The 23,602-nt window shown below is 70.9% G+C and carries 27 protein-coding genes; 16 read left to right on the forward strand and 11 right to left on the reverse strand.

From position 1 onward, the window contains the following. Positions 1-103: 103 nt before the first annotated feature. Genes AC5P1C_RS01390 through AC5P1C_RS01400 form a run of 3 tightly spaced genes read left to right on the forward strand, consistent with a single transcriptional unit; the run spans position 104 to position 3,095 of the window. Positions 104-1,246, forward strand: coding sequence for a FecCD family ABC transporter permease (locus AC5P1C_RS01390; protein ID WP_493863765.1), 1,143 nt, complete (start codon positions 104-106; stop codon positions 1,244-1,246). A gap of 10 nt (positions 1,247-1,256) precedes the next feature. Beyond that, positions 1,257-2,036: an ABC transporter ATP-binding protein gene (locus AC5P1C_RS01395; protein WP_493863766.1), complete on the forward strand. Its 780-nt coding sequence runs from the start codon at positions 1,257-1,259 to the stop codon at positions 2,034-2,036. Between the two features lie 51 nt (positions 2,037-2,087). Further along, positions 2,088-3,095, forward strand: a complete 1,008-nt coding sequence (locus AC5P1C_RS01400; RefSeq protein ID WP_493863767.1) for an ABC transporter substrate-binding protein — start codon at positions 2,088-2,090, stop codon at positions 3,093-3,095. A 63-nt stretch (positions 3,096-3,158) separates the two neighbouring features. Here the strand turns inward: AC5P1C_RS01400 and AC5P1C_RS01405 are convergent, their stop codons facing one another. Next, positions 3,159-3,647, reverse strand: coding sequence for a MarR family winged helix-turn-helix transcriptional regulator (locus AC5P1C_RS01405; protein ID WP_493863768.1), 489 nt, complete (start codon positions 3,645-3,647; stop codon positions 3,159-3,161). Positions 3,648-3,771: 124 nt separating this feature from the next. Between AC5P1C_RS01405 and AC5P1C_RS01410 the strand changes: the two genes are divergently transcribed. The 3 genes from AC5P1C_RS01410 to AC5P1C_RS01420 all read left to right on the forward strand — a co-directional run bounded on the left by AC5P1C_RS01410 (position 3,772) and on the right by AC5P1C_RS01420 (position 6,345). Beyond that, positions 3,772-4,182, forward strand: coding sequence for an organic hydroperoxide resistance protein (locus AC5P1C_RS01410; protein WP_493863769.1), 411 nt, complete (start codon positions 3,772-3,774; stop codon positions 4,180-4,182). A 149-nt stretch (positions 4,183-4,331) separates the two neighbouring features. Further along, positions 4,332-4,793, forward strand: a complete 462-nt coding sequence (locus AC5P1C_RS01415) for a hypothetical protein (RefSeq protein ID WP_493863770.1) — start codon at positions 4,332-4,334, stop codon at positions 4,791-4,793. A gap of 223 nt (positions 4,794-5,016) precedes the next feature. Then, positions 5,017-6,345, forward strand: coding sequence for a M28 family metallopeptidase (locus AC5P1C_RS01420; protein ID WP_493863771.1), 1,329 nt, complete (start codon positions 5,017-5,019; stop codon positions 6,343-6,345). A gap of 93 nt (positions 6,346-6,438) precedes the next feature. Here AC5P1C_RS01420 and AC5P1C_RS01425 read toward each other — a convergent pair whose 3' ends face one another. From AC5P1C_RS01425 to AC5P1C_RS01445, 5 genes are all read right to left on the reverse strand, one after another. Next, positions 6,439-7,056 (reverse strand): rhomboid family intramembrane serine protease, encoded by a 618-nt coding sequence (locus tag AC5P1C_RS01425; protein ID WP_493863772.1) that lies wholly within the window; start codon positions 7,054-7,056, stop codon positions 6,439-6,441. A gap of 93 nt (positions 7,057-7,149) precedes the next feature. Further along, positions 7,150-7,557 (reverse strand): peptide-methionine (R)-S-oxide reductase MsrB, encoded by a 408-nt coding sequence (gene msrB / locus AC5P1C_RS01430; protein ID WP_493863773.1) that lies wholly within the window; start codon positions 7,555-7,557, stop codon positions 7,150-7,152. Positions 7,558-7,570: 13 nt separating this feature from the next. Beyond that, entirely contained in the window at positions 7,571-8,965 is a 1,395-nt protein-coding gene (murC, locus tag AC5P1C_RS01435) for a UDP-N-acetylmuramate--L-alanine ligase (protein ID WP_493863774.1), read from the reverse strand. Positions 8,966-9,057: 92 nt separating this feature from the next. Continuing rightward, the gene (locus AC5P1C_RS01440) at positions 9,058-9,531 is read right to left on the reverse strand and encodes an indole-3-glycerol phosphate synthase (protein ID WP_493863775.1); all 474 of its coding nucleotides are present in this window, start codon (positions 9,529-9,531) and stop codon (positions 9,058-9,060) included. 145 nt (positions 9,532-9,676) lie between these two features. Continuing rightward, positions 9,677-10,441, reverse strand: a complete 765-nt coding sequence (locus tag AC5P1C_RS01445) for a pyrimidine reductase family protein (protein ID WP_493863776.1) — start codon at positions 10,439-10,441, stop codon at positions 9,677-9,679. A gap of 37 nt (positions 10,442-10,478) precedes the next feature. Between AC5P1C_RS01445 and zapE the strand changes: the two genes are divergently transcribed. Next, complete coding sequence (gene zapE, locus AC5P1C_RS01450) at positions 10,479-11,573, forward strand: cell division protein ZapE (RefSeq protein WP_493863777.1); 1,095 nt, start codon at positions 10,479-10,481, stop codon at positions 11,571-11,573. A gap of 104 nt (positions 11,574-11,677) precedes the next feature. Continuing rightward, positions 11,678-13,042 (forward strand): alkaline phosphatase PhoX, encoded by a 1,365-nt coding sequence (locus tag AC5P1C_RS01455; protein WP_493863778.1) that lies wholly within the window; start codon positions 11,678-11,680, stop codon positions 13,040-13,042. A 65-nt stretch (positions 13,043-13,107) separates the two neighbouring features. Here the strand turns inward: AC5P1C_RS01455 and sph are convergent, their stop codons facing one another. From sph to AC5P1C_RS01470, 3 genes are all read right to left on the reverse strand, one after another. Further along, on the reverse strand, positions 13,108-14,103 hold the full coding sequence (gene sph, locus AC5P1C_RS01460; protein ID WP_493863779.1) for a sphingomyelin phosphodiesterase: 996 nt from the start codon (positions 14,101-14,103) through the stop codon (positions 13,108-13,110). 158 nt (positions 14,104-14,261) lie between these two features. Then, positions 14,262-14,840 carry a TetR/AcrR family transcriptional regulator gene (locus AC5P1C_RS01465; RefSeq protein ID WP_493863780.1) on the reverse strand — a complete coding sequence of 193 codons (579 nt, stop codon included), beginning with the start codon at positions 14,838-14,840 and terminating at the stop codon, positions 14,262-14,264. 118 nt (positions 14,841-14,958) lie between these two features. Further along, the gene (locus tag AC5P1C_RS01470) at positions 14,959-16,152 is read right to left on the reverse strand and encodes a Cmx/CmrA family chloramphenicol efflux MFS transporter (protein WP_493863781.1); all 1,194 of its coding nucleotides are present in this window, start codon (positions 16,150-16,152) and stop codon (positions 14,959-14,961) included. 173 nt (positions 16,153-16,325) lie between these two features. On the opposite strand from AC5P1C_RS01470, the gene AC5P1C_RS01475 reads away from it, so the two are divergent. From AC5P1C_RS01475 to AC5P1C_RS01485, 3 genes are all read left to right on the forward strand, one after another. Then, positions 16,326-16,763, forward strand: a complete 438-nt coding sequence (locus tag AC5P1C_RS01475) for a YunG family protein (RefSeq protein WP_493863782.1) — start codon at positions 16,326-16,328, stop codon at positions 16,761-16,763. A 164-nt stretch (positions 16,764-16,927) separates the two neighbouring features. Then, entirely contained in the window at positions 16,928-17,836 is a 909-nt protein-coding gene (locus tag AC5P1C_RS01480) for a polysaccharide deacetylase family protein (RefSeq protein WP_493863783.1), read from the forward strand. Positions 17,837-17,858: 22 nt separating this feature from the next. Beyond that, positions 17,859-18,062: a hypothetical protein gene (locus tag AC5P1C_RS01485; protein ID WP_493863784.1), complete on the forward strand. Its 204-nt coding sequence runs from the start codon at positions 17,859-17,861 to the stop codon at positions 18,060-18,062. Positions 18,063-18,091: 29 nt separating this feature from the next. Here AC5P1C_RS01485 and AC5P1C_RS01490 read toward each other — a convergent pair whose 3' ends face one another. After that, on the reverse strand, positions 18,092-18,760 hold the full coding sequence (locus tag AC5P1C_RS01490) for an ABC transporter (protein ID WP_493863785.1): 669 nt from the start codon (positions 18,758-18,760) through the stop codon (positions 18,092-18,094). Further along, the gene (locus AC5P1C_RS01495) at positions 18,757-19,761 is read right to left on the reverse strand and encodes an ABC transporter ATP-binding protein (RefSeq protein ID WP_493863786.1); all 1,005 of its coding nucleotides are present in this window, start codon (positions 19,759-19,761) and stop codon (positions 18,757-18,759) included. Before AC5P1C_RS01495 ends, AC5P1C_RS01490 begins: the two co-directional genes overlap by 4 nt. Before the next feature lie 86 nt (positions 19,762-19,847). Here AC5P1C_RS01495 and AC5P1C_RS01500 point away from each other — a divergent pair, with 86 nt between their 5' ends. The 5 genes from AC5P1C_RS01500 (at position 19,848) to AC5P1C_RS01520 (ending at position 23,534) form a co-directional block, all read left to right on the forward strand. Then, entirely contained in the window at positions 19,848-20,594 is a 747-nt protein-coding gene (locus AC5P1C_RS01500) for an aminoacyl-tRNA hydrolase (protein WP_493863787.1), read from the forward strand. A 197-nt stretch (positions 20,595-20,791) separates the two neighbouring features. Then, on the forward strand, positions 20,792-21,502 hold the full coding sequence (locus AC5P1C_RS01505) for a TetR/AcrR family transcriptional regulator (protein WP_493863788.1): 711 nt from the start codon (positions 20,792-20,794) through the stop codon (positions 21,500-21,502). Positions 21,503-21,579: 77 nt separating this feature from the next. Then, a complete protein-coding gene (locus AC5P1C_RS01510; RefSeq protein WP_493863789.1) occupies positions 21,580-22,068 on the forward strand; it encodes a hypothetical protein in 489 nt (162 codons plus the stop codon). After that, positions 22,065-22,724, forward strand: a complete 660-nt coding sequence (locus AC5P1C_RS01515; protein ID WP_493863790.1) for a TIGR03086 family metal-binding protein — start codon at positions 22,065-22,067, stop codon at positions 22,722-22,724. The genes AC5P1C_RS01510 and AC5P1C_RS01515 overlap by 4 nt, the downstream gene beginning before the upstream one ends. Before the next feature lie 42 nt (positions 22,725-22,766). Beyond that, entirely contained in the window at positions 22,767-23,534 is a 768-nt protein-coding gene (locus tag AC5P1C_RS01520) for a DUF4142 domain-containing protein (RefSeq protein WP_493863791.1), read from the forward strand. Positions 23,535-23,602: the final 68 nt, after the last annotated feature.

The raw sequence follows: 23,602 nt of genomic DNA on the forward strand, positions 1-23,602 counted from the left end.
CCCTTTTCAGGGCGCGGTACCGCGCTGACTGCGTCGAGTCCGCCCAGCGCCTCGCCGGAACCAACACCCCTGCCTCCAACCCGACTTGAAAGGACCGACCGCCATGCCTCCACCCGCGCCCTCCCCCACGGCAGCCGTCGCCCCGGCGCCCGGCTCGCCCCCTCCGGACCCCCCGGCCAGGGTCAAGGGCGTACGGGGCCTGCTCGCCTCGCGGGCGGGGCTGGCCGCGGCCTGCGCCGGGCTCCTCCTCGCTCTCCTCGTCTCCGTCGTCGTGGCGATCGGCCTGGGCTCCGCCGTCGTCACGCCCGGCGACACGGCCCGGCTCCTGTGGGCCGCGCTGAGCGGCGGGAGCATCGACGCCGATGAGGTGACGACGTATCAGATCATCTGGCAGATCCGCACACCACGCGTACTCCTGGCGGCACTTGTGGGGGCAGGGCTCAGCGCGGTCGGCGTCGCCATCCAGGCGCTTGTGCGCAACGCGCTCGCCGATCCGTTCGTCCTGGGCGTCTCGTCCGGGGCGTCGGTCGGGGCCGTCGGCGTCACCGTCACGGGCGGCCTCGCGGCGCTCGGCATCTACGCGGTGTCGGTGGGGGCGTTCATCGGGGCGCTCGTCGCTTCCATTCTCGTGTACGTCGCCTCAGCGAGCCGCGGTGGCGGGCTGTCGCCGCTGCGGCTCGTCCTGACGGGCGTGGCCATGGCGCTCGGCTTCCAGGCCGTGATGAGCGTGATCATCTACTTCGCGCCGGACAGCGAGGCGACCAGCATGGTCCTGTACTGGACGATGGGCAGTTTCGGCGCCGCGAGTTGGGGCGCCCTGCCCGTCGTGGCCGCCTGCGTGCTGCTCGGTGTCGCCGTGCTCTACCGCTACAGCAGGGCGCTGGACGTCCTGGCGCTCGGCGACGAGACCGCGACGAGCCTGGGCATCAGCCCCGACCGGCACCGCAAGGGCCTGCTCCTGCTCGCCTCCCTCATCACCGGGGTGATGGTCGCCGTGAGCGGCGCGATCAGCTTCGTCGGCCTGGTGATGCCCCATCTCGTACGCATGGTGGTCGGCGCCACGCATGCTCGGGTGCTTGCCGTCGCACCGCTGGTCGGTGCGGTGTTCATGGTCTGGGTCGACCTGGTGTCGCGGACTCTCGTGGCACCGCGCGAGCTGCCGCTCGGGGTCATCACGGCGCTGGTCGGAGTGCCGGTGTTCATCGCGCTGATGCGGCGCAAGGGCTATATGTTCGGGGGCCGTTGAGTTGGATGCCATGAATCTCGCACTCGACGGTCTGTCCGTGACGATCGACGGCAAGCTCCTCGTCAGGGACCTGTCCCTGGAGGTGGGCGGCGGTCAGATCGTGGGTCTGGTCGGCCCGAACGGCAGCGGCAAGTCCACCGCGCTCAAGTGCGTCTACCGCGCGCTGCGGCCGAGTTCCGGTGTGGTGCGGGTGGGCGACGACGATCTCGCCCGCCTCACGCCGCGCCGCACCGCGCAGGTCGTCGCGGCCATGGCCCAGGACGGCGCGGTGGACCTCGACTTCACGGTGGAGGAGGTCATCGCGCTGGGTCGCGCGCCGCATCTGCGCGGGAACCAGGCGCTCAGCGCACGCGAACAGGACCTGTGCGCACGGACGATGGCCCGCCTCGACCTGACCCGCCTCGCCGACCGCGGCGTACTCACCCTGTCGGGCGGCGAACGTCAACGCGTGCTGTTGGCAAGGGCGTTGGTGCAGGAGCCGCGGATCCTGGTGCTCGACGAGCCGACCAACCACCTCGACGTACGGCACCAGATCGAACTGCTCTCGCTGTTGAAGGGCTCGGGCCTCACCGTCCTCGTCGTCCTGCACGACCTCAACCTCGCGGCGGCCGCATGCGACCGCATCGGGGTGCTTTCCGGTGGCGAGCTGGTGGCCGCCGGAACACCGGAAGAGGTGCTCACCACGGGTCTCGTCGACGAGGTGTTCGGCGTCAAGGCGAGCGTGATCAGCCACCCTCTGACCGGCGACCCCCAACTCCTCTACGCGCTGAGCCCATCGGCTCCCCTCTGACCCCGCTCCCCCTTCTCCCCCTGGCTCTCCTCTGAAAGGCACCACCAGGCCATGCCCAGAACACGTACCACTACCACTGCCACCATCGGATCGGCGCTCGCGGCGGCCCTGCTGCTCGCCGGCTGCGGCGCCGAGGTCGACTCGGACTCCAAGAGCGCGGGCGCGGCCGAGAAGGTCACCGTCAAGCGCTGCGGTGAGCCGGTCGCGTACAGGACTCCGCAGCGCGCGGTGGCCTACGAGGGCGGCAGCGCGGACAAGATGTTCAGCCTCGGCCTGACCGAGCACGTACACGGCTATGTGATGCCACCGGCCAACCCCCCGGTGAGCGAGTCCCCTTGGGCGTCGGAGTACGCCAAGGTGAAGATGCTCGGCGACGACCTGCTCAACAAGGAGCTCGTCGTGGAAGCCAAGTCCGACTTCGTCGTCGCGGGCTGGAACTCGGGCTTCAGCGACCAGCGGGGCATCACCCCGGCGATCCTGGACAAGCTCGGGATCCAGAGCTTCATGCACACGGAGAGCTGCTTCAACTATCCCAAGTACCCGGAGAAAGTGACCCCGTTCAAGGCGCTCTACTCCGACCTGGACCGGCTGGGCAAGATCTTCAAGGTCGAGAAGAAGGCGGACGAGGTCGTGGGCGACCTCAAGAAGCGCGTGGCGGCCGTCGAGTCCAGGGCCCCGAAGGGCGACCCGGCCTCCGTCTTCCTCTACGACTCCGGCACGGACCAGCCCTTCACGGCGGGCAGCCAGGTCCCGCCCAACGACATCATCAAGTCCGCCGGCGGCAAGAACATCTTCGACGGCCTCGACGAGCGGTGGACCCAGGTGAACTGGGAGGCCGTGGCCAAGGCCGAGCCCGAGGTCATCATCATCTTCGACTACGGCGACATGCCCGCGAAGAAGAAGATCGACTTCCTGAAGAAGTCCCCGCACACCAAGGAACTGCCGGCCGTGAAAAAGAACAACTTCTTCGTGCTCGACTACAACGAGGGCATCAGCGGGCCGCGGAACATCGACGGCTTGGAGAAGTTCGGGAAGTACCTGCGGGACCTGAAGCGCTGATCACGCCCCTCCCCAGCCCCGCCCGGCCGCCCTACTGAACCTCCCCAGCCCCGCCCGGCCGCCTTACTGAGCCTCGTCCAGCGCTCCCGTGAGGCGGCCGAGCAGCCCCTGGAGAGTGAGGATCTCCTCGACGGTCATCCCGGTCGAAGCGAGGATCCGGCGCGGGACGGGCAGCGCCCGCTGGCGCAGCTCGGATCCGGCATCCGTCAGCTGAACGGTGACGGAGCGCTCGTCGGCGGCGCTGCGCTCACGCCGTACGAGCCCTGCGGCCTCCAGCCGCTTCAGGAGCGGCGAGAGGGTCCCGGAGTCGAGGCGCAGCCGTTCGCCGATCGCCTTGACGGGCTGTGGCCCGTCCTCCCAGAGCACCAGCATCACCAGGTACTGGGGGTAGGTGAGGCCCAGGTCCTTGAGGGCATCGCGGTAGACGCCGCCGAAGGCGCGCGAGGCGGCGTGCAGCGAGAAGCAGACCTGGTGGTCGAGGCGGAGGAGCTCGGCGTCGGGCACACCGGGGATCTCATGTCCGGAAGGTACGGCGGTCGGCGATGGCGTCATGGTGTCCAGCGTACCTCGCACGCGTCATTTAGTTGTGCGCAACTAAATCGTGTGCAACCATTAGCGGCAGAGCGAACGAGCCCGTTCGCCTCTCGTGCTCCGACCGAGGGAAGAGGACACCCCCATGAACGCGCTGTACACCGCCGTCGCCACCGCCAACGGCCGCGAGGGCCGCGCCGTCAGCTCCGACGGCCAGATCGACCTCGCGCTCGCCATGCCCCCGGCCCTCGGCGGGAACGGCCGGGGCACCAACCCCGAGCAGCTCTTCGCCGCCGGGTACGCGGCCTGCTTCGCCAGTGCGATGGGGGCGGTCGCCCGCGAGATGAAGGTCGACACCAAGGACGTCTCGGTGACCGCCGAGGTCTCCATCGGCAAGGACGACGCGGGCTTCGGGCTCGCGGTCGTGATGCGCGTGGAGCTGCCGGACTCCCTGGCGGGCGAGAAGGGGCAGCAGCTGGTCGAGGCGACGCACGCGTACTGCCCGTACTCGAAGGCGACGCGCGGCAACATCGAGGTCGAGCTCGTCATCGAGTGATCGAGTGATCGAGTCACCTTGGGCCGTGGGGCCGGGCGACCGGATGCCCGAGCGGGGGATCGAACAGGTGAGGTCCGGACGGCGGGTACCGTAGAGGGACCGATCTCATGGGCCTCCTGGTGGGCTGCGTGAACCCCAGGAGGCCCAGCATGACGACGAACCGCGGACGCAAGGACGTGATCCGGAACCGGATGACGTCGACCGGCGAGTCGTACAACGTCGCCGCCCGCAACCTCAAGGCGATGAAGGACATGGGCGCCACCCGCGAGGCCGTCGTCACGCAGCGCTGGCAGCCCGCCGAGACCCTGGACGTGCCGTGCCCCTGCGGCGGCACCTGCGAGCCCGGCGAGAAGTGCGACCGCTGCCACGCCCGCCACCGCCACGTGGCCCGCTACCCCGGCAGCCGCACCGAGGTCGAGACCTGGGTGGACCGCTACGACTGCATGGGCTGCTCGGCGTACTACACGATCCTCGTCGAGCTGCCCGGCCGCCCGTGGGGCGTCACCGAGACGGTGATCCAGGGCGGGTCGGCCGAGCCGGTGATCAAGGCCAGGGTGTTCCCGGGCGTGAAGCATCCACTGCTGCGTCCCGAGTCGCCCGAAGAGGACTGACCCCCAAGCCATCGAGCGTCCGATATCCGAAACTGGCTGACCGGCATCTGACCGGTTTCCTCCCTTGACGGCGAGTCGACCGACCCCGAATATCAGGCAACGCACTTCGCGCCAAGCACCCCACTTCAGCTCAGCACAGCACAGCTCCAGCGCCCTGCGACATCCGCGTCGCAGGGCGTCAGTACGTTCCGTCCCCATCGCTGTTCGGAATACGGAGCCCCACATGCGAATATCCAGACCGGCCCTGCCCCGCGCCCTGAGACGGACCACCGCGGCCGTCGCCACGCTCGCCGCCGCAGGACTGATCGCCGCCACCGCGCCCGCGGCCCTGGCAGCACCATCGCCGACGCTCGCGGCCCCCGACATCCCGCTCGCCAACGTCAAGGCGCACCTCTCCCAGTTCCAGTCCATCGCCTCGGCCAACGGCGGCAACCGCGCGCACGGGCGCCCCGGCTACAAGGCCTCGATCGACTACGCGAAGGCCAAGCTGGACGCGGCCGGATTCACCACCACCGTGCAGCAGTTCACCTCAAGTGGCGCCACCGGCTACAACCTCATCGCGGACTGGCCGGGCGGCGACCCGAACGAGGTCCTGATGGCGGGCGCCCACCTGGACAGCGTCAGCTCTGGCCCCGGCATCAACGACAACGGTTCCGGCTCGGCCGGCGTCCTGGAGACCGCCCTCGCCGTCTCACGCGCACAGCTCGAACCGACGAAGCACCTGCGGTTCGCCTGGTGGGGCGCGGAGGAACTGGGCCTTGTCGGGTCCAAGTACTACGTCAACAACCTCCCCACCACCGAGCGTTCGAAGGTCTCCGGCTATCTCAACTTCGACATGATCGGCTCCCCGAACCCGGGCTACTTCGTCTACGACGACGACCCGGTCATCGAGAAGACCTTCAAGGACTACTACGCGGGCCTGAACGTCCCCACGGAGATCGAGACCGAGGGCGACGGCCGCTCCGACCACGCCAGCTTCAAGAACGTGGGCATCCCGGTCGGCGGCCTCTTCACCGGCGCGAGCCGCACGAAGTCCAGCGCCCAGGCCCAGAAGTGGGGCGGCACGGCGGGCCAGGCCTTCGACCGCTGCTACCACTCGTCGTGCGACACCACGGCGAACATCAACGACACGGCACTCGACCGCAACAGCGACGCCATAGCCCACGCCGTGTGGACCCTCGGCACTCAGACCCCCGTCCCGCCCGGCGACTCGTACGAGAACACGGCGGACGTCGCCATCCCGGACAACGGCGCTGCCGTGACCTCCACGGTCAACGTGACCGGCCGCACGGGCAACGCCCCGGCCACCCTCAAGGCGGACGTCGACATCCGCCACACGTGGCGCGGCGACGTGGTCGTCGACCTGCTGGCCCCCGACGGCACGGCGTACCGCCTGAAGAACTCCAGCGGCAACGACTCGGCGGACAACGTCATCGCGACGTACACGGTCAACGCGTCGAGCGAGGCGGCGAACGGTGCGTGGAAGCTGCGGGTGCAGGATGTGGCGGCGCAGGACACCGGCTACATCAACAGCTGGAAACTGACGTTCTAGACCTGGCGCTCCAGACCTGGCGCTCCAGACCTGACGTTCCAGACCGGACCGGGCTGCGCGATGCCGTCGTCGAGGGCATCGCGCAGCTCCGTGTCACGCCACGAGCCCGGGAGCTCGGGCAGGCCGTCGGAACGCGAAGGCCGCGGCCACCCCGCCAAGGAGCCCGAAGAGATGGCCCTGCCAGCTGACCCCGGCCGTCGTCGGCAGCACGCCCCACAGGATCGAGCCGTAGACCGCGCCGATGACGAGCCCCACGACCACGTCGCCTATGCGTCGGTCCACGAAGCCGCGTATCAGCAGATAGCCGAAGAGGCCGAACACGACCCCGGAGGCGCCCGCGGTCACCGAGTGCCCGGGGGCGGTGAGCCAGACGCCCAGGCCGCTGACGAGGATGATCAGTGTCACGACCGCGAGGAAGCGGCGGATTCCGGACAGGGCGGCGACAAAGCCGAGGACGAGGAGCGGCACGCTGTTCGCCGCGAGGTGGCCGAAGCCGAAGTGCAGGAAGGCGGCGGGCACGACATCACGCAGCTCGCCGACCTCCCGCGGGGAGACGCCGAAGGTGTCGAGGCCGTGGCCGCTCACCACATCGACGGCCTCGATCACCCAGAGCAGGGCGACCCAGCATCCGATCAGAACGGCCGCGTCCCTGGCCCGCGCACCGCGGGACGGTGGTGCGGGCGGTGTCGCGCCGTAGGTTCCGTACGCCATGGGAACCTCCTGGCATCCCTTGTGTACGGCTCAACGTCCGAAGGCTCCGTCCCGGTTCCCGCCCTACGGCACGGCGCGGCCGGGCAGCGCCGCTCAGCTCTCGTCGGGCGCCAGCGTCAGCGAGATCGAGTTGATGCAGTACCGCTGGTCCGTCGGCGTCGCGTAGCCCTCGCCCTCGAAGACGTGACCGAGGTGCGACCCGCACCGCGCGCACCGCACCTCCGTGCGCACCATGCCGTGCGAGGAGTCCTGGAGCAGCTCGACCGCGTCCGTGTCCTTGGGGTCGAAGAAGCTCGGCCAGCCGCAGTGCGACTCGAACTTCTCCTCCGAGGTGAACAGCTCCGCCCCGCAGGCGCGGCAGGAGTAGACGCCCTTGGTCTTGGTGTCCGTGTACTCACCCACGAACGCCGGCTCCGTGCCCGCCTGGCGCAGCACCGCGTACTCCGAGGGGCTCAGCTCCGCGCGCCACTGCTCGTCCGGCTTCTCGACGTCGTACGACATGACACTGAACCCCTTACTTCGACAGCTCTGACAGGATCTGCGGGCCGAGGTCCGTGACGTCGCCCGCTCCCATCGTGAGAACGAGATCACCGGGCCTCGTCATTCCCGCGATGACCGCGGCGGCCTCGGTCTTGTCGTGCACGGCGCGTACGTCGGCGCCGGCCTCGACGGCCGCGTCGATGATCAGGGCGCTGGTGATGCCGGGGATCGGGTCCTCGCGGGCGGGGTAGATGTCGAGGACCACGGAGGCGTCCGCGAGGGCCAGGGACTGGCCCATCTCCTTGCCGAGCTCCTGCGTGCGGGAGAAGAGGTGGGGCTGGAAGAGGACCAGGAGGCGCGAGTCGCCGGCGGAGGAGCGCATCGCCTCCAGGTCCGCCGTCATCTCTGTGGGGTGGTGCGCGTACGAGTCGATGACCTGGACGCCCGCTGCCTCGCCCTTGAGCTGGAGGCGGCGCTTGACGCCGGTGTACGAGCCGATGGCCGAGGCGAGGTTGTGCGCCGGGATGCCGAGGGCGATGCCCGCGGCCAGGGCGGCCACCGCGTTGTGGGCGTAGTGGCGGCCGGGGACAGAGACCGTGAACGTCAGGAACTTGCCGTTCAGGATCACCGTGACCTCGCTGGTCAGGCCGCGCGGGGTGATCTTGTGGATGCGCAGGTCGGAGCCCTCGGACTCGCCGTACGTGACGACCTTGAGGTCGCCCGCGCCGCGCACGCGCTGCGTCAGCTCCGCCGCGCCCGACTGGTCGGCGGCGATCACCAGCGTGCCGCCGGGGACGATCTTGCCCGCGAAGGTCTCGAAGGACTCGTAGATCTCGTCCATCGACGCGTAGTTGGCGTGGTGGTCGAGCTCCACGTTCAGGACGATGGCGACCTCGGGCGCGTACTTGTGGAAGCTGCGGTCACTCTCGTCCGCCTCGGCCACGAAGATGTCGCCGTCGCCGTGCAGCGCGTTCGAGCCCGGGGCGTCCAGGTCGCCGCCGATCGCGTACGAGGGGTCGAGGCCGAGGGTGGAGAGGGTGACCGCGAGCATCGACGTCGTCGTGGTCTTGCCGTGCGTGCCGGCCACCGCGATCGGACGCAGGCCCTCCATGAGGGAGGCGAGCGCGTCCGAGCGGTGGACGACCGGGATGCCGAGCTCGGTGGCGCGGGCCAGCTCGGGGTTGTCGGCGCGGATCGCGGAGGAGACGACCACGCAGGTCGCGTCGGACGCGAGGTGCGCGGCGTCGTGGCCGATGTGGACCGTGGCGCCGAGGGTCCGCAGGGCCTCGGCGGTGGCCGACTCCCGCGCGTCGCTGCCCGCTACCTTGGCGCCGCGCTGGGCCAGGATCTTGGCGATGCCCGACATTCCGGCGCCGCCGATGCCGATGAAGTGCGGTCGGTCCATGGCGGTGGGAAGGCCGGGTGCCATACGTGTATCTCCAGGTGTGACGGCGACTGAACGTGCCGGGCCGTGGGGCCCGACGGGTCCAGCCTAGTAACTGGGCCGGCCCAGCCTAATTCCTAGTCCTCCGTGTGCGAGAACAGCTTCAGGACCGGTACGCCCACCTTGTGCCGGGCACGAGACGCCCAGTCCCGGTGGAAGAACTCTTCCACGTAGTGCGGGTCGGTCAGCACGATGACCTCGTCCGCGTCCGACTCGTCGACCAGCTGCTTGAGGGCGTCCAGGGGGTGGTCCTCGATCAGCTGCCCCGTGGCCTCGCAGCCAGAGGCCCGCAGCGCCGTCAGCGAGACCTCAAGCGCCTTCTGCGCGGGTGCCGTCGCTTCCTGCCCCTCGGGGACCTCCCCTTCCCTCGCCGCCTCGTCGAGCTCCCCCATAGCCACGTCGTCGATGGCCCGCAGCAGGCGGTCCGCCTGATCGCCGCGGGGCTGGAGCAGCACCCGGAAGGTGACCGTCTCGTCGCCGTGCAAGGTGGTGACGAACTCCACGTCGGCGGAGGTCAGGGCCTTCTCGATCATCAATACGCTTGTGAACACGACAGGCGCCCTTCTCATCCGTGGGCTGCCGAGAGTCTGTCTCGACAGGCCCCTGCGGAAACCATCCTGCCCCGTGGCCGCACGGGGTCTGCGACTTTTAGTGTGCCCAACGGAAGCCAAACGGAACGGCACATTCCGCTGATTGTCAGGTTCGACGGTATCGGGTGAAGAGGAACCCGGCCTCCTCCAGTACGGACGCCAGTACGAATTGCGACGGCACCTCCACCGCGGACCCCCACGCGATCCGCTGCGCGTCCCCCGCGGTGAGCATCGGGGACACCGTCAGACAGAGCTCGTCCAGGGCCCCCGCGGCCACGAACTGGCCGAGCAGTCGGGGCCCACCCTCCGTGAGCAGCCGGGTCAGGCCGCGCTCGGCCAGGGCGGGCGCGACCCGCTCCGGCTCGACCACCGCGCCGTCCCCCGCGAAAACCACCACGGCGCCCGCCTTTTCGGCCGCGGCGACCCGGTCGGTGGGCGCCGCGGCGCCGGTCACCACGAGCGTGGGCACCGGGGGCGCGGTGAAAAGCGGAAGGGTGAAATCCAGGTCCAGGCTCGCGCTGACGACGGCGATCGCGGGCGCCACCGCCTGCCCGGCGGCCGCCCTGCGCTCGGCGAACGCCTCACGCGCGCGTGCCGGTCGGTAACCCTCTTGGCGGACCGTTTCGGCACCGACCACCACGGCATCGGCGAGTCCGCGCAGGGTGCCGAAGATCCGCATGTCCGTGGCGCTGGAGATCGGCTGTGACCGGCCGTCGTGCTGGGCCGCGCCGTCGAGCGTGGACACCATGTTGGCGCGCAGCCACGAGGTGCCGCCCGAGGGATAGGGGTACGCGTCGGCAAGCTCGCCCAGCCCCCACTCTCGTACTGCTCTTTCGTCTGTCTGGTCGGTCACAGGGAACAGGCGTCGCATGTCCAGCAGTCTTGCACGGCGCTTAGAGTTAGGGACCGTGTCGTCCTCCACCGCCGCCCCCGGGCAGAGCCCCATAGCCGAAGCGGCTCCCCTGTCGCTGTGCGCCCGCGAGCCCCATGTCCCCGCCGACCGTCTGGTCGCCGAGATGGTGCCGCCGCCGCGCTTCGACTCCGTCCGCTTCGATACGTACATCCCGGATCCGAACCAGCCCAGCCAGACCGAGGCCGTGCGGGTCCTGAGCGGCTTCGCGGCCGGGCTCGGCGGGGCGCACGCGTCCGGCGCCGGGAAGCGGCGGTGGTTCGCGCGTTCGAAGCCCGCCGCCGCCACGGGACCCCGCGGTGTCTACCTCGACGGCGGATACGGCGTGGGCAAGACCCACCTCCTCGCCTCCCTCTGGCACGCGACGCCCGCCGCGCCCGAGCAGAAGGCGTTCGGCACCTTCGTCGAACTGACGAACCTGGTGGGGGCGCTGGGCTTCCAGCAGACCGTGCGCACCCTCAGCGATCACCGGCTGCTCTGCATCGACGAGTTCGAGCTCGACGACCCGGGTGACACGGTGCTCGTCTCGTCGCTGCTCGCGCGGCTCGTCGAGGAGGGCGTGGCGCTCGCCGCGACCTCGAACACGCTGCCGGGCAAGCTCGGCGAGGGACGGTTCGCGTCCGCAGACTTCCTGCGCGAGATCCAGGGCCTGGCCACCCACTTCAAGTCGCTGCGCATCGACGGCGACGACTACCGCCACCGGGGTCTTCCGGAGGCGCCCGCCCCGTACTCGGACGAGCAGGTCACCAAGGCCGCGTACGCGACCGACGGCGCGAGCCTCGACGACTTCCCGCACCTGCTCGACCACCTGGCGCGCGTCCACCCCAGCCGGTACGGAGCGCTCACCGACGGGCTCGACGCCGTCTGCCTCACGGACGTGATGCCCGTCCCCGACCAGTCGACCGCGCTGCGCCTGGTCGTGCTCGCCGACCGCCTGTACGACCGCGAGGTCCCCGTGCTCGCATCGGGCGTCCCCTTCGACCAGTTGTTCAGCCAGGAGATGCTCGACGGCGGCTACCGGAAGAAGTACTTCCGGGCGATCTCACGGCTCACGGCACTCGCGCGGGACGCGAAGGAACTCGTGAAGGCGTAGCGACTCGCGGAGACTCACCGCTACGCGCGTGGTTCCCGCACACCAAGGCGCGTGGTACACACATCCGGTCATGTTCCTGTCCGCCAGCAGGAGGTCGACCTTTTATGTCCACGACACGACGTCAGGTACTCGCCCGTACCGGTGCGGTAGGTGCGGGCATCGCCTTCACCGGCGCGCTCACGGAGCTCTTCGCCGGGAGCGCGGCCGCGCAGGGCAAGGCCGGGTACGGGCCGCTGGTGCCCGACCCCGCCGGACTGCTCGATCTGCCAAAAGGTTTCCGCTACAAGGTCCTCTCGCGTGAGGGCGGCGATCTGCCGTCCGGCGAGGGCAAGGTGCCGAGCAACTTCGACGGCATGGACGCGTTCCGCGGCAAGCGCGGCGGAACACACCTCGTCCGCAATCACGAGAACCGCCACAACGGCAGAACCCCCGTGCCCACGGTCAAGGGCCTCACCTACGACCCGATGGGCAAGGGCGGCTGTACGGCGCTCGCGCTCGATCGCCACAACAACGTCCTGAGCGAGCGCGTCGCGATCGCCGGGACCGCGGTCAACTGCGCGGGCGGGCCGACCCCTTGGGGCACCTGGCTCACCTGTGAGGAGACCGAGGACAAGGCCGGTACGAACGGCTACACCAAGGACCACGGCTTCATCTTCGAGGTCGACCCCGTCGACCCGCACCGCACCGGAGCCGTGCCGCTCACCGCGATGGGCCGCTTCCAGCACGAGGCGATCGCCGTCGATCCCCGGCGGGGCGTCGTCTACGAGACCGAGGATGCCTTCCTCAAGCCCTTCGGTCTCTTCTACCGGTTCCTGCCCAAGAAGCCCGAGGGCGGCCGTGGTTCGCTCCGTGCGGGCGGCAAGCTCCAGGCGATGCGCGTGCCCGGAGTGCCCGACCTGTCCGCGATCCAGGAGACGGGGGCGTGCTTCGAGGGCATCGAGTGGGTCGACGTACCGGACCCGCTGGCAGCACAAACCCCCATCAGGGACCAGGACTTCGGCCCCAAGGGCATCACCCACGCGCAGAAGCTGGAGGGCTGCTACTGGGGCGGCAAGTCCGTCTACTTCGTGTCGTCGTTCGCGCACAGCGCGGAGGGTTCCGCGGCCGACCACTTCGGCCAGATCTGGCGCTACGACCCGTCCGAGCGCCGCCTCACCCTCGTGATCGTCTTCGGCCCGAGCACCGACATCCAACTGCCGGGCGAGTCCCCCGACAACATCTGCCTCGCGCCCAGCGGCGGCCTGATGGTGGCCGAGGACGGCGACGGCGCGCAGCACGTGTACGGCCTGACCCGTCGCGGCGACGTCTACGCGATGGCCCGCGGCCGGCAGAACGTCGGGACCCCGGAGAAGCCCGAGTGGGGCGAGTTCGCGGGCATCTCGTTCTCGCCGGACCACGACACGATGTACGTCAACTGCTACAACCCCGGCACGACGTTCGCCGTGACGGGGCCCTGGCACAGGACCTGACCTGACGCGGGGTGCGCGGCGGCTCCGAAGCGGGCCGCCGCGCACCCCGCGCGGGACCGAGGCCGCTAGGAACCGATCAGCGGATAGTGGTCGGACAGGTTGGTGTACGTGTACTCCTTGCCCCAACTGGACACCGTCCAGGGCGCGCTCTGCTCCTTGACCACTTCGTTGTGCCAGGTGGCGGGGCGGGCGTGGCCCTTGCGGTGCAGGACGTAGTCCAGGTCCTCGCGCGGGTCGTCCGGGTAGCGCTCGGAGGCGATGGAGTTGTCCTGGGTGTCGAAGGAGTACGGGTGTCCGCTGCGGCCGTCGGCGGGGGCGAAGCCGCCGTCGGCGAGCATCGATGCGTACTCGTCGCTGTGCGAGTCGACGTTCAAGTCGCCCGCCACGATGACCTGTTCGCCCGCCGGGATGTTCTTGGCGTCCAGGAAGGCGTCCATCTCCTTGAACTGCTGCGCGCGCGTCGATGCCGCCTCGCCGGAGCCGCAGCCCGGGTCGGTGGACTGGGCGTGGGTGCCGACGACGTGCACCTTCGTACCGTTGACGTCCAACTGGGTATAGACGAAGCCCTTGTTGGAGTACGAGTCGGAGCCGCAGGCGTCCTTGTAGACGTACTGCTCCTTGCGCTGGATCGGCCACTTGCTCAGGACGGTCACGCCGCCGTCCTCCGGAGTCACCGAGGAGTACGCGCCGCCCGTGGCGTCCCAGCCGTCCTTGCTGCGGCCCATGACGGGGGTCTGGTGCGGGTAGCGGTCCGCGGCGTTGGCCTTCAGCGCGTCGGACGAGGAGTTGTCGAAGGCCTCCTGGAGGACGACGACGTCCTTGCCCTGGAAGAAGTCCGCGGCCGGGATCGCCTTGGCGCGGTGGTCCTGACCCCAGTTCGGGTAGAGGTTCTTGCTGAACAGGAAGGCGTTGTACGAGAGCACTTTGAGTGCGGGAGTGTCGACAGAGGCGGCAGGCGCGTCGGCGGCGGTCGCGGACGGGGCGACGGCGACGAGCGTCGCCGCGGCGAGCACCGTGGTGATCGCGGCGGCGTGAGTCCTGCGCAGCGCTGGGTGCGGCACTGAATCTCCTGTGAGTGGGGGGCTGTTGGGAGGGTGCACGTGATGTGCCCGTTGGGGCGCCGCAATCCAATCAGCCGTGATTACTTCTGGGGATACTTCACGTGAACAAAGATCCCGCTGCGGGAGAGCGATGTTTTTGTCCGGCCCGCCCGGTGTGATCACAGGTCGGCGAGCGTGCTCTCCACCGTGTCGAGCAGCGCCTGCCGGTCGTCCTGGACGCGGGCGATGACGCGCAGGCCGTAGTACGTGCTCTGCACGCGGCGGGCGACGGCCGTCGCGTCCGCAGTGGAGCGGAACTCACCGGCGCGGCTGCCGGCCGTCACGACCGCGCGCAGCTCCTCCTCCACCCGGTCGAAGTTGCGCCGTACGGCGTCCTTGACCTCCGGGTCGAGCCCGCCGATCTCGACGGCCGCGTTGATCGCGAAGCAGCCGCGCCCCTCCGCCTCGTCGAGATCGGCGTCCACGGCGTGCACCATCATGTCCCGCAGCCGCTGCTTGGCCGGCCCTTCGCCCCGCAGGATCTCGATCTGCTCGGCGGTGCTGGTCTCGTAGTAGCGCTGCAGGGCGCGCAGATACAGCTGACGCTTGCCGCCGAAGGTGTTGTAGAGACTGGAGGGCCCGAGCCCGGTGCTGTCACACAGCGCGCGCGTCGAGGTGCCCTCGTAGCCATGACGCCAGAAGGTGTCCATGGCCGCGGTGATGACGCGGTCCTCGTCGAACTCTCGTGGCCTGGCCATGCCCCCCACAGTACGGGTTTTGGAATACACGTACAAAATGTGGCCGTGGCTACGTGGGGATCTCCGACGCGGACGCCGAGCGAGATTCCGGCGGAGGCGCACCGGTGTGCCGCCTTGGTCATGCGGCAACGTGCGTACGCTCGCGGGGCTCCGTCACGGCGCTCCGCCCCGCCCGCTGGAGCCGAGCCGCCCAGAGCGCGGCCGCCGCCCCGGCGGCGGCGAGCGCGGCGCCGACCCAGGCGACGGAGGCGTAGCCGAGGCCGGCCTCGATGGTCAGGCCGCCGAGGAGCGGGGCCAGGGTGTTGCCCACGTTGAACGCGGCCGTGTTGGTGGCGCCGACCAGTGTCGGGGCGGCCGGGGCGAGGGTGAACACCCGGGACTGCAGGGCGGGGTTGGTGACGTACCCGACGAGACCCAGGAGGAACACCAGCGCGATCACGACGACGGTGGAGCGAGCCGTCAGCGCGAGCAGCGCGGAGAAGAGGGCGAGCGCGCCGAGCCCCAGGACGAGGGTCCGCAGGGGGCGCGCTTCGGCGGTGCGTCCGCCGATGAACAGGCCCACCATCCCGCCGACGCCGAACAGGGCGAGGACCGCGGGCACCCACCCCTCGGCCACTCCGCTCACCTCGGTCAGCAGGGGCGCGAGATAGCTGAAGGTGACGATGACCGCGCCGAAGGCGAAGGCCGTGATGGCGTACGAGAGCCAGAGCTGGGGACGCGCCATGCCGCGCAGCTCGGCCTTCACCGACGTACGCCCGGCCTCGCCCCGTCCCCCGGGGACGACGAGCAGCGTGCAGACGAGGCTCACCACGGTGGCGGCGGCCACCGCCCAGAACGCGGCGCGCCAGCTGGAGTACTGACTCAGCACGGTGCCCGCCGGTACGCCGACGACCGTGGCCAGCGTCAGCCCGCCCGCCACGATGGCGACCGCCTTCCCCTTGGCCGCGGACGGCACGAGGGCGACCGCGGTGGCCACGGCCACGCCCCAGTACCCGGCGTACGCGAGGGCGCTGACCACGCGGGTGACGAAGAGGACCCCGTAGCCGGGCGCGAGCGCGCCGACCACGTGGGCGACGACGAAGACGGCCTGGAGGGAGACGAGGGCGGTCCGCCGGGGCCAGCTGAGGGTGGCCACCGCGAGCAGCGGCGCACCGACGACCATTCCGATCGCGAAGGCAGAGATCAGCAGCCCCGCGTCCGGGATCGACACCCCGAGGTCGGCGGCCATGCCCGGCAGGAGCCCGGAGAGCATGAACTCCGAGGTCCCTTGAGTGAAGATCCCGAGCCCGACTATGTACACCGCAGGCGGCATTGACGCCCCTCCTGATCACGACCCACTTTTTGGAGCACTTGCTCCAAAACTGACGATCAGGACGCTAGCACATTCTGAAGCGGTCGCTTCAGAATGTGCCGCCAGCCGTGCCGCGTCGCGTCGCGCCGTTCTGGCCGGAGGCGTTGTCAGTGCCGGGTGCCATTCTGAGCGCCATGAAACCGTCCCCCCTGACCAGCGCGAAGCCGCTGACCCTGACCGGCATCGACGCCGCGCTGCGCGCATCGTGGGCCGCCGACACCTGCTCGCCCGATGACGTCGCCCGCACCCCGTGGACCGCCGGGAATCCGGCCTGGGGGCAGTGCGACATCACCGCGCTCGTCGTGCACGACATGTTCGGCGGCGAGCTGCTGGTCGGTGAGGTGTGGTCGGCCGATGGCGAGCGGCAGGGCTTCCACTGGTGGAACCGGCTCGCGAGCGGGGTCGAACTGGACCTGACGCGGGAGCAGTTCCTGCTGGGCCAGCGGATCACGGAACCGCGCTCCGTGGAGCGACCGCCGGGTCGGCTGCCGCGCCGCCAGGAGGAGTACGAGCTGTTGCGGCGGCGCGTCTTCGAGGCAATGAGCCTGAAGCTGCCCACGCCGGGCGGCTGAGCCCCGCGCCGGGCAGCCGCACCGGGCGGCTGAGCCCCGCGCCGGGCAGCCGCACCGGGCGGCCGAGCCCCGCGCCGGGGTGATTCGGCCGTCCGGGGTAGCGCGGATCGGCCCGTGGCCCGCTCTTCGGCGATTCATCCTTTTTATGCCGATATGTTCGGCTGATGATCACCCCCACACGGAGACCGCGCGCGCCGAGACTCCGCGCACCGAGACTGGCCGCCTGCGCCCTGACCGCCCTCGCCCTCACCGCGCTCGCCGCCTGCGGCTCGGACCCCGCTCCGGGCGACCGCGACCAGGCCACGCGCCCCTCGGCAAGCGCCTCGCCCCGACCCGCGACGCTCGCCCCGGGTCCAGCGGGCCTCACCCCCGTCTTCAAGAACGCCCCCCGCACCCCGGCGACCGCCGCCCCCACCGTCGCCCTCACCTTCGACGCCGACATGACCGCCGACCAAGGCCCCCGCGCAGCGGCGGGTGAGCGGTTCGACAATCCGGCGCTGGTGGCGACGTTGCGACGCCTGAAGGTGCCGGCGACGTTCTTCATGACGGGACGGTGGGCCGAGGAGTACCCGGCGCAGGCCAAGGACATCGGCCGGGATCCGCTCTTCGAGGTCGCCAACCACTCGTACAGCCACTACGCCTTCACCAAGCGCTGCTACGGCCTGCCGACCGTCCCCGCATCCGGCATGCGCGCCGACATGGAGCGCGCCTTCGCCGCCTTCCGCAAGGCGGGCGTCGAGCGCCAGGTGCCGTACTTCCGCTTCCCCGGCGGCTGTTACGACAAGCGGGCACTGCGCGAGCTGGCGCCCGGCGGTGTCACGGCCGTGCAGTGGGACGTGGTCAGCGGCGACGCCTTCGCGACGGACGCCGACGCGGTGGCCCGGCAGGTGCTCGACGGGGTGAAGCCCGGCTCGGTCGTCGTCATGCACTGCACGCGCAGCGCGGCTCCCACGACGGAACGTGCCCTGCGGACGATCGTCCCGAAGTTGCGCGAGCGCGGCTTCCGCTTCGTCCGCGTCTCGGAGCAGATCCGGATGTCGGAGCGGCGCGGGGCGGCCGACACGCGCGGTTAGTACGCCGGATAGCCTGGCTCTCATGGACGACACCAGCGCTGAGAGCCCGTCCGCCGAGGGCCCGTCCGCCGGGGCGCCGTCCGCTGAGAGCCCGCCCGTCGAGGGCCCGTTCGCCGAGTGCGTGCTGTGCCGCGAGCCCACCGAGTACCCGGAGACGCACAAGGGCGTGACGCTGTGCCCGGTGTGCGAGTGGCACGAGGCGCAGCGCACCGCCTGTTCGGGCTGAGCCCTCCCCCGAACCCGGCCGCTGAGGGCTCACCCCCTGCGCGAAGCCATCCCGCAGGCCACCCCCACCGCGGCCACCGCGAGCACCCCCGCCACCGCGACCGGCAGCAACGGCACCGGCACCTCCCCGTCCCGCGACCCCGTGACCAGAGCCGTCAGGGTGGCCTTCGCCGGGGAGCCCGTGGTCACCAGGGCCAGCAGCGAGGCGAGCAGCAGCACCGGGATCGCCCGCCCCGGCGAGCGCATCAGTGGCCGACTGGTGACGGCGCCGACGGCGGTGCCGAGGAGCGCGCTCGCCAGCATCGCGAGGAGCCCCGCACCGCCTGCCGCGAGGCGGTTCACGGCCGCCCGGTGATCGGTGCTCGCCGGGTCGCTGATCACCGATACGACGAGGGTGGCGACGGCGCCCAGCACGGCCGCGGCAAGGAAAGCAGCGAGCAGAGAGGCTAGCTGCGCCCGCCAGGGTCCGGCCGCCGAAGCCACGCAACCGCGGGCGGCGGTCGGCTCGTTGGAGGTGCAGATCCGCACCAGCCAGGCAGCGACGGGCAGCAGCGCGGCGGCCGCGTACGCGAGGGAGTCGAGGATCGGCTGCCCGCTCTGTACACCGACGGCGAGGAACGCGGCGTACAGGATCACGGGGGCGAGCCAGCGCTGCGAGCGCAGGAGGAGGGCGGACTGGTAGTGGAGCAGGGCGTTCACCGGTCGCGCACCTCGCTCGTCGTGGGCGCGGCCGAAGGTGTGGCCTGGCCCGGGACCGAGTCCGCGTCCGGGACCGAGCCCGAGTCCGCGTCCGGGACCGAGTCCGAGTCCGGGACCGAGTCCGCGTCGGCCCCCGGCGGCGACATCGTCACCGACACCACGTGCCACGGCGGACGCGCCGTCAGGAGCGCGCGCAGCGCGACATCCGAGTGTGTCGCCGCCACCGTCAGCCGCAGCGCCCCCTCAGGGGAGTGCCCGGTGACGACCCCGGGCGCGGAGGGCGGCGCGGCACCCGGCGGCCCTTGCGCCTCGATCACGACCGAAGGGGCCCCCGAAGCGGCAGCTCCCCTCGAAGTACCCTCCGCCGTACGGATGTTCACCGCCGAGCCGACCACCGCGTACGTCACGTCCACCGCACCCGCGAGCCGCCGCGGGTCGTGGTCCACGAAGACGACGGCGCCACCCTCCGCGACCCGCTCGGCGACGGCCCGGTCCAGCTCGTCCCGCGCCTCGGCGTCCAGGCCCGTCCACGCCTCGTCGAGGACGAGGAGCTCGGGACCGGCGAGGAGTGCCTGGGCCACGGCGACCTTCTGGCTGCTGCCCTTGGACAGTTCGGACAGGGGCGTACGCGCGTGGCTCCCGGCCCCGAAGCGTTCGAGCCAATCCGCCGCGCCCCGCGCGGCCACGCCCTTCGCCAGGCCCTGGATGCGGCCCAGGTGCGTGAGATATCCGGCGGCCGTGAACGGCAGTGCCGCGGGGAAGCGTTCGGGGACGTACGCCGTGCGCGGCCGTCCGGCGACGCGGGCCTCGGTCGGGGCGTCGATCCCGGCGAGCAGCCGCAGCAAGGTCGACTTGCCGGTGCCGTTCGCGCCCTCGACCCGCACCAGCGTGCCCGCGCGCACGCCGAGCCCGACGCCGCGCAGGACCCACGGCCCGCCCATGGAATAGCGCCGCCCCACCCCGTCGAGCCGCAGCGCGGCCCCCGCAAGATCACTGTCCATGTGGCCATCCTCGCGCAAGGGTCCGGCAGCGGGGCAAGCCGCAAACTCCCTGCCGGGCCCGATCTTCCGCCTGGCAGACTGGACGCGTGAGCAGCGACCAGACCGCCGGGAACCCCCAGCCGCAGGACACCCCAGACCCCCAGGACAGCCCCTTCCGGGTGGAGCAGACGACACGCGACGAGGCACCGCAGTACGTGCTGCCGCTGGTGGCGCGCATCGAGCGCGCCGAGCCCCCGCACCGTACGGACGCCCTGGAGACCGCGGCACGCGCGGTGCTCGTCATGCTCGGCGACGAGCGGTCCCACGGGGACGGCCCGTGGGCGCAGGCCATGCGGGACTGGCAGGACGCCCGGATCCGCAAGGTGGTGCGGCGGGCCCGCGGCGCCGAGTGGCGGCGGGCCGAGGCACTCCCCGGCATCACGGTCACCGGCAAGTCGGCGGAGGTCCGCGTCTTCCCGCCGGTGCCGTTGGACGGCTGGCCCAAAGATCTGGCGCGGCTCCAGGTGTCCGGCACAGAGCTGGACGACCCGGAACCCCTGACGCCCCCGGACGGGACCGCCCCCGTCCTGTGGATGAGCCCTGATGTCGACATGTCGGCCGGCAAGGCGATGGCACAGGCGGGGCACGGCGCCCAACTGGCGTGGTGGGAGCTGTCGGACGAGGAGCGCGCGGCCTGGCGGGACGCCGGTTACCCGCTCGCCGTCCGCACCCCGGACGCCGCGCTCTGGCGCGAACTCGTGGCGAGCGGCCTGCCGGTGGTGCGGGACGCGGGATTCACGGAGATCGCGCCCGGTTCCTGCACCGTGGTCGCCGATCACCCCGCCCTGCGCTGATCCGGCCACCCCTCGGCCCCCTCGGCCTGCGCCTCCTCGACACCGTCCGCCGACGCTCCTCGCACCCGGGAAGCCGTGGACCCGGGGCCCGCCATCTACGTGCGCACCCACACTGACGTGCGCATCCACAGGCGCGGCGGAACGAGGGAGGATGTACCTCGGGAAACGTACGACGGAACGGCGCTGAGGAGACCGGCATGGCGAGCGAGCTCGGCGTGAGCGAGAGCACGGGCGCGGGCGCGGGCACAGGCACGCGTGCCGACACGGCGAGCCCGAAGCTCGACGGCCGCGTCGAGCGCGGCAACCAGACCCGGCGCCTCGTCCTGCGCCGCACGGTCGACATCGCCTCGGTCGAGGGCCTGGACGCGCTGTCGGTCGGCCGTCTCGCCACGGAGTTGAAGCTCAGCAAGAGCGGGGTCTTCGCGCTCTTCGGCTCCAAGGAGGAGCTGCAGCTCGCGACCATCCGCGCGGCGGCGCGCATCTTCCTCGACAGCGTGGTGGAGCCCGCCCGGCAGTCCCCGCCCGGCCTGGACCGGGTGTGGCAGCTGTGCGCGCGCTGGCTGGACTACTCGGAGCGGCGGGTCTTCCCCGGCGGCTGCTTCTTCTACGGGGTGATCGCCGAGTTCGACGCCCGCGAGGGGGCGGTGCACGACGCGCTGGTCCGCGCGAACGGCGACTGGACCGGCCAGGTGGAACAGTGCATCACCGAGGCCCGCGACACGGGCGGCCTGCACCCGGACACCGATGCACCCCAGCTCGCCTTCGAGCTCATCGCCCTGATGGAGACGGCGAACGCGCACTCGGTGCTGCACGACAAGCCCGACGCCTACCGCAGGGCGGGCGCCGGCATCACGGCCCGCCTGCGCGCGGCGGCGACGGACCCGTCACTGGTGCCGCAACTCCCCTGAAGTGTCCGGCCGATCGGATTCTGAACCGATCCGGGAAAGAAGTAGCACGACCGTTCGTTTAGATTTACGCTAGTCGCATGCACCCCTCGACCAAGCCCTCGACCGAGTGCTCGAAGCGCTCGATCATGCGTACGCGCTGGCAAGCGGGCCCCGAGGCACACACCCCGGGCCCGGTCCTGGTGAGCGTCACGGAGTTCACCGCCCACCGTCACTCTCAGAACCTCCCGATCGCCCTGGCGGGACTGCGACTGCGCAGGAGCTGGCCACAGACCCCCGGCGCCGTCGGCATGTGGCTCTGGATCGACCCGTGGCGCAAGCGCTCGGGATCGGTCTCGGTCTGGACCCGCGAGCGGGCGCTGTACGCGTTCGTCGGGCGCTCCGACCACGTACGGATCGTCCGCGCGCACCAGGGCCGGGGCACGATGCGCGCCACCGCCTGGACGGCGGACCGGCTCGATCCGGCTGCCGTCTGGGCCGCCGCGTACGCACGGATTACCGACCCCAAGCTCCAAGTCCCCGGTCTGACAAAGGTGTTCACGCCACGGAAGGATCCTGAGACCCCATGAACGACCTCGTCGCGCTGGACCGCACCGCCGTCCAGGAATCGCTCCGCATCCTCCGCGCGGCCCGCGGAACCGACTGGCAACGCCCCTCCCCCTGCACCGGCTGGACGCTGCGCGACCTGGTGGCGCACATGACCGCGCAGCACCACGGCTTCGCGGCGGCGGCGCGGGGCTCGGGCGCCGACCGTACGTACTGGATCGCGCCGGAGCTCGGCCGCGATCCGTTCAAGGTCTACGACGAGTCCGTACGCCATGTGCTGGCCGCGTTCACCGAAGAGGGCGTCCTGGAAAGGGGGTTCACGCTTCCCGAGATCGGCGGGACGTTCACGGGAAGCGTCGCGATCGGCTTCCACTTCCTGGACTACGTGGTGCACTCCTGGGATGTGGCGACGACCATCGGCGTCGGCGTCGACCTCCCCCGGCCGGTCGTCGAGGCCGCGCTCGACATCGCCCGCAAGGTGCCGAAGGATCCCGAACGGCGGGGCCCCGGCGCCGCGTTCGGACCGGCCCTGCCCACGCCGGAGGATGCGTCCCCCATCGAGGAGATGCTCGCTCTCCTCGGGCGGGACGCCGGACGGCCGCCCGGCCCCTCACACCGGTATGGCGAAGCGTTGAACATCACGCACGCCTCTTCCGTATCTCCTGGTACCAGGAAGTAGCTTGCCCTCACGGCAGGTTGACGGGCAGGGAGGCACGGCACATTGCGGCGCATCAACGGCACGGCTCTGATCATCGCGGCACTCGTGGTCACACTGGGCGCGCTCGCGTTCCCCATGTGGTCCTACGCCGACCGTTCGGGCACGGGGCCCGCCAATCTGGCCGCCGGATCGGTGGCCACCCAGTGGGGTCCGCTGTCGGCCGCCGACCGCGACCTGCTGGTGAAGGTGCGGCTCGCGGGACTGTGGGAGATACCAGCGGGACAGCAGGCCGTCGAGCGGGCGCCGACCGAGGCGATCAAGGAGGCCGGTGACCATCTGATCGTCGGCCACACGGACCTGGACAAACGGACCCGTTCGGCCGCGGCGCAGCTCGGCGTGGAGCTGCCGAACCAGCCGACCGCCGAACAGCAGGGCTGGCTCCAGGAGTTGACCGAGGCCGACGGCGAGACGTACCAGCGGAAGTTCGCGAATCTGCTGCGCGTCTCGCACGGCAAGGTGTTCAGCGTGATCGCGCAGGTCCGTGACAGCACCCGCAACACGCTGATCCGGCAGCTTGCCACCGACTCGAACCAGACGGTCCTCGACCACATCACGATGCTGGAGGCGACCGGACTCGTCGACTTCGACGACATCGCGAACGGCGGCGCCGCCACCGCGACGGCCAGCCCCAGCGGGCCTCCGCCGCCCTCCGGCGTCGCTCCCCCGGAGCCCCCGCCCGCCGGACCGACCGGCGATGTGTCCACGACGTCGCGGCCCTCGCCCGCACCGCCCGGAGAGGTCAACACGAACCGGCCGGAACCTCAAATGTAGCTCTGAACGTCCCTCCTCAGGGGTTCGGCAACGTCTGTCGGGGCCATGACCCCTGCACACGTTCACAA

Source organism: Streptomyces sp. A18, assembly GCF_059026065.1.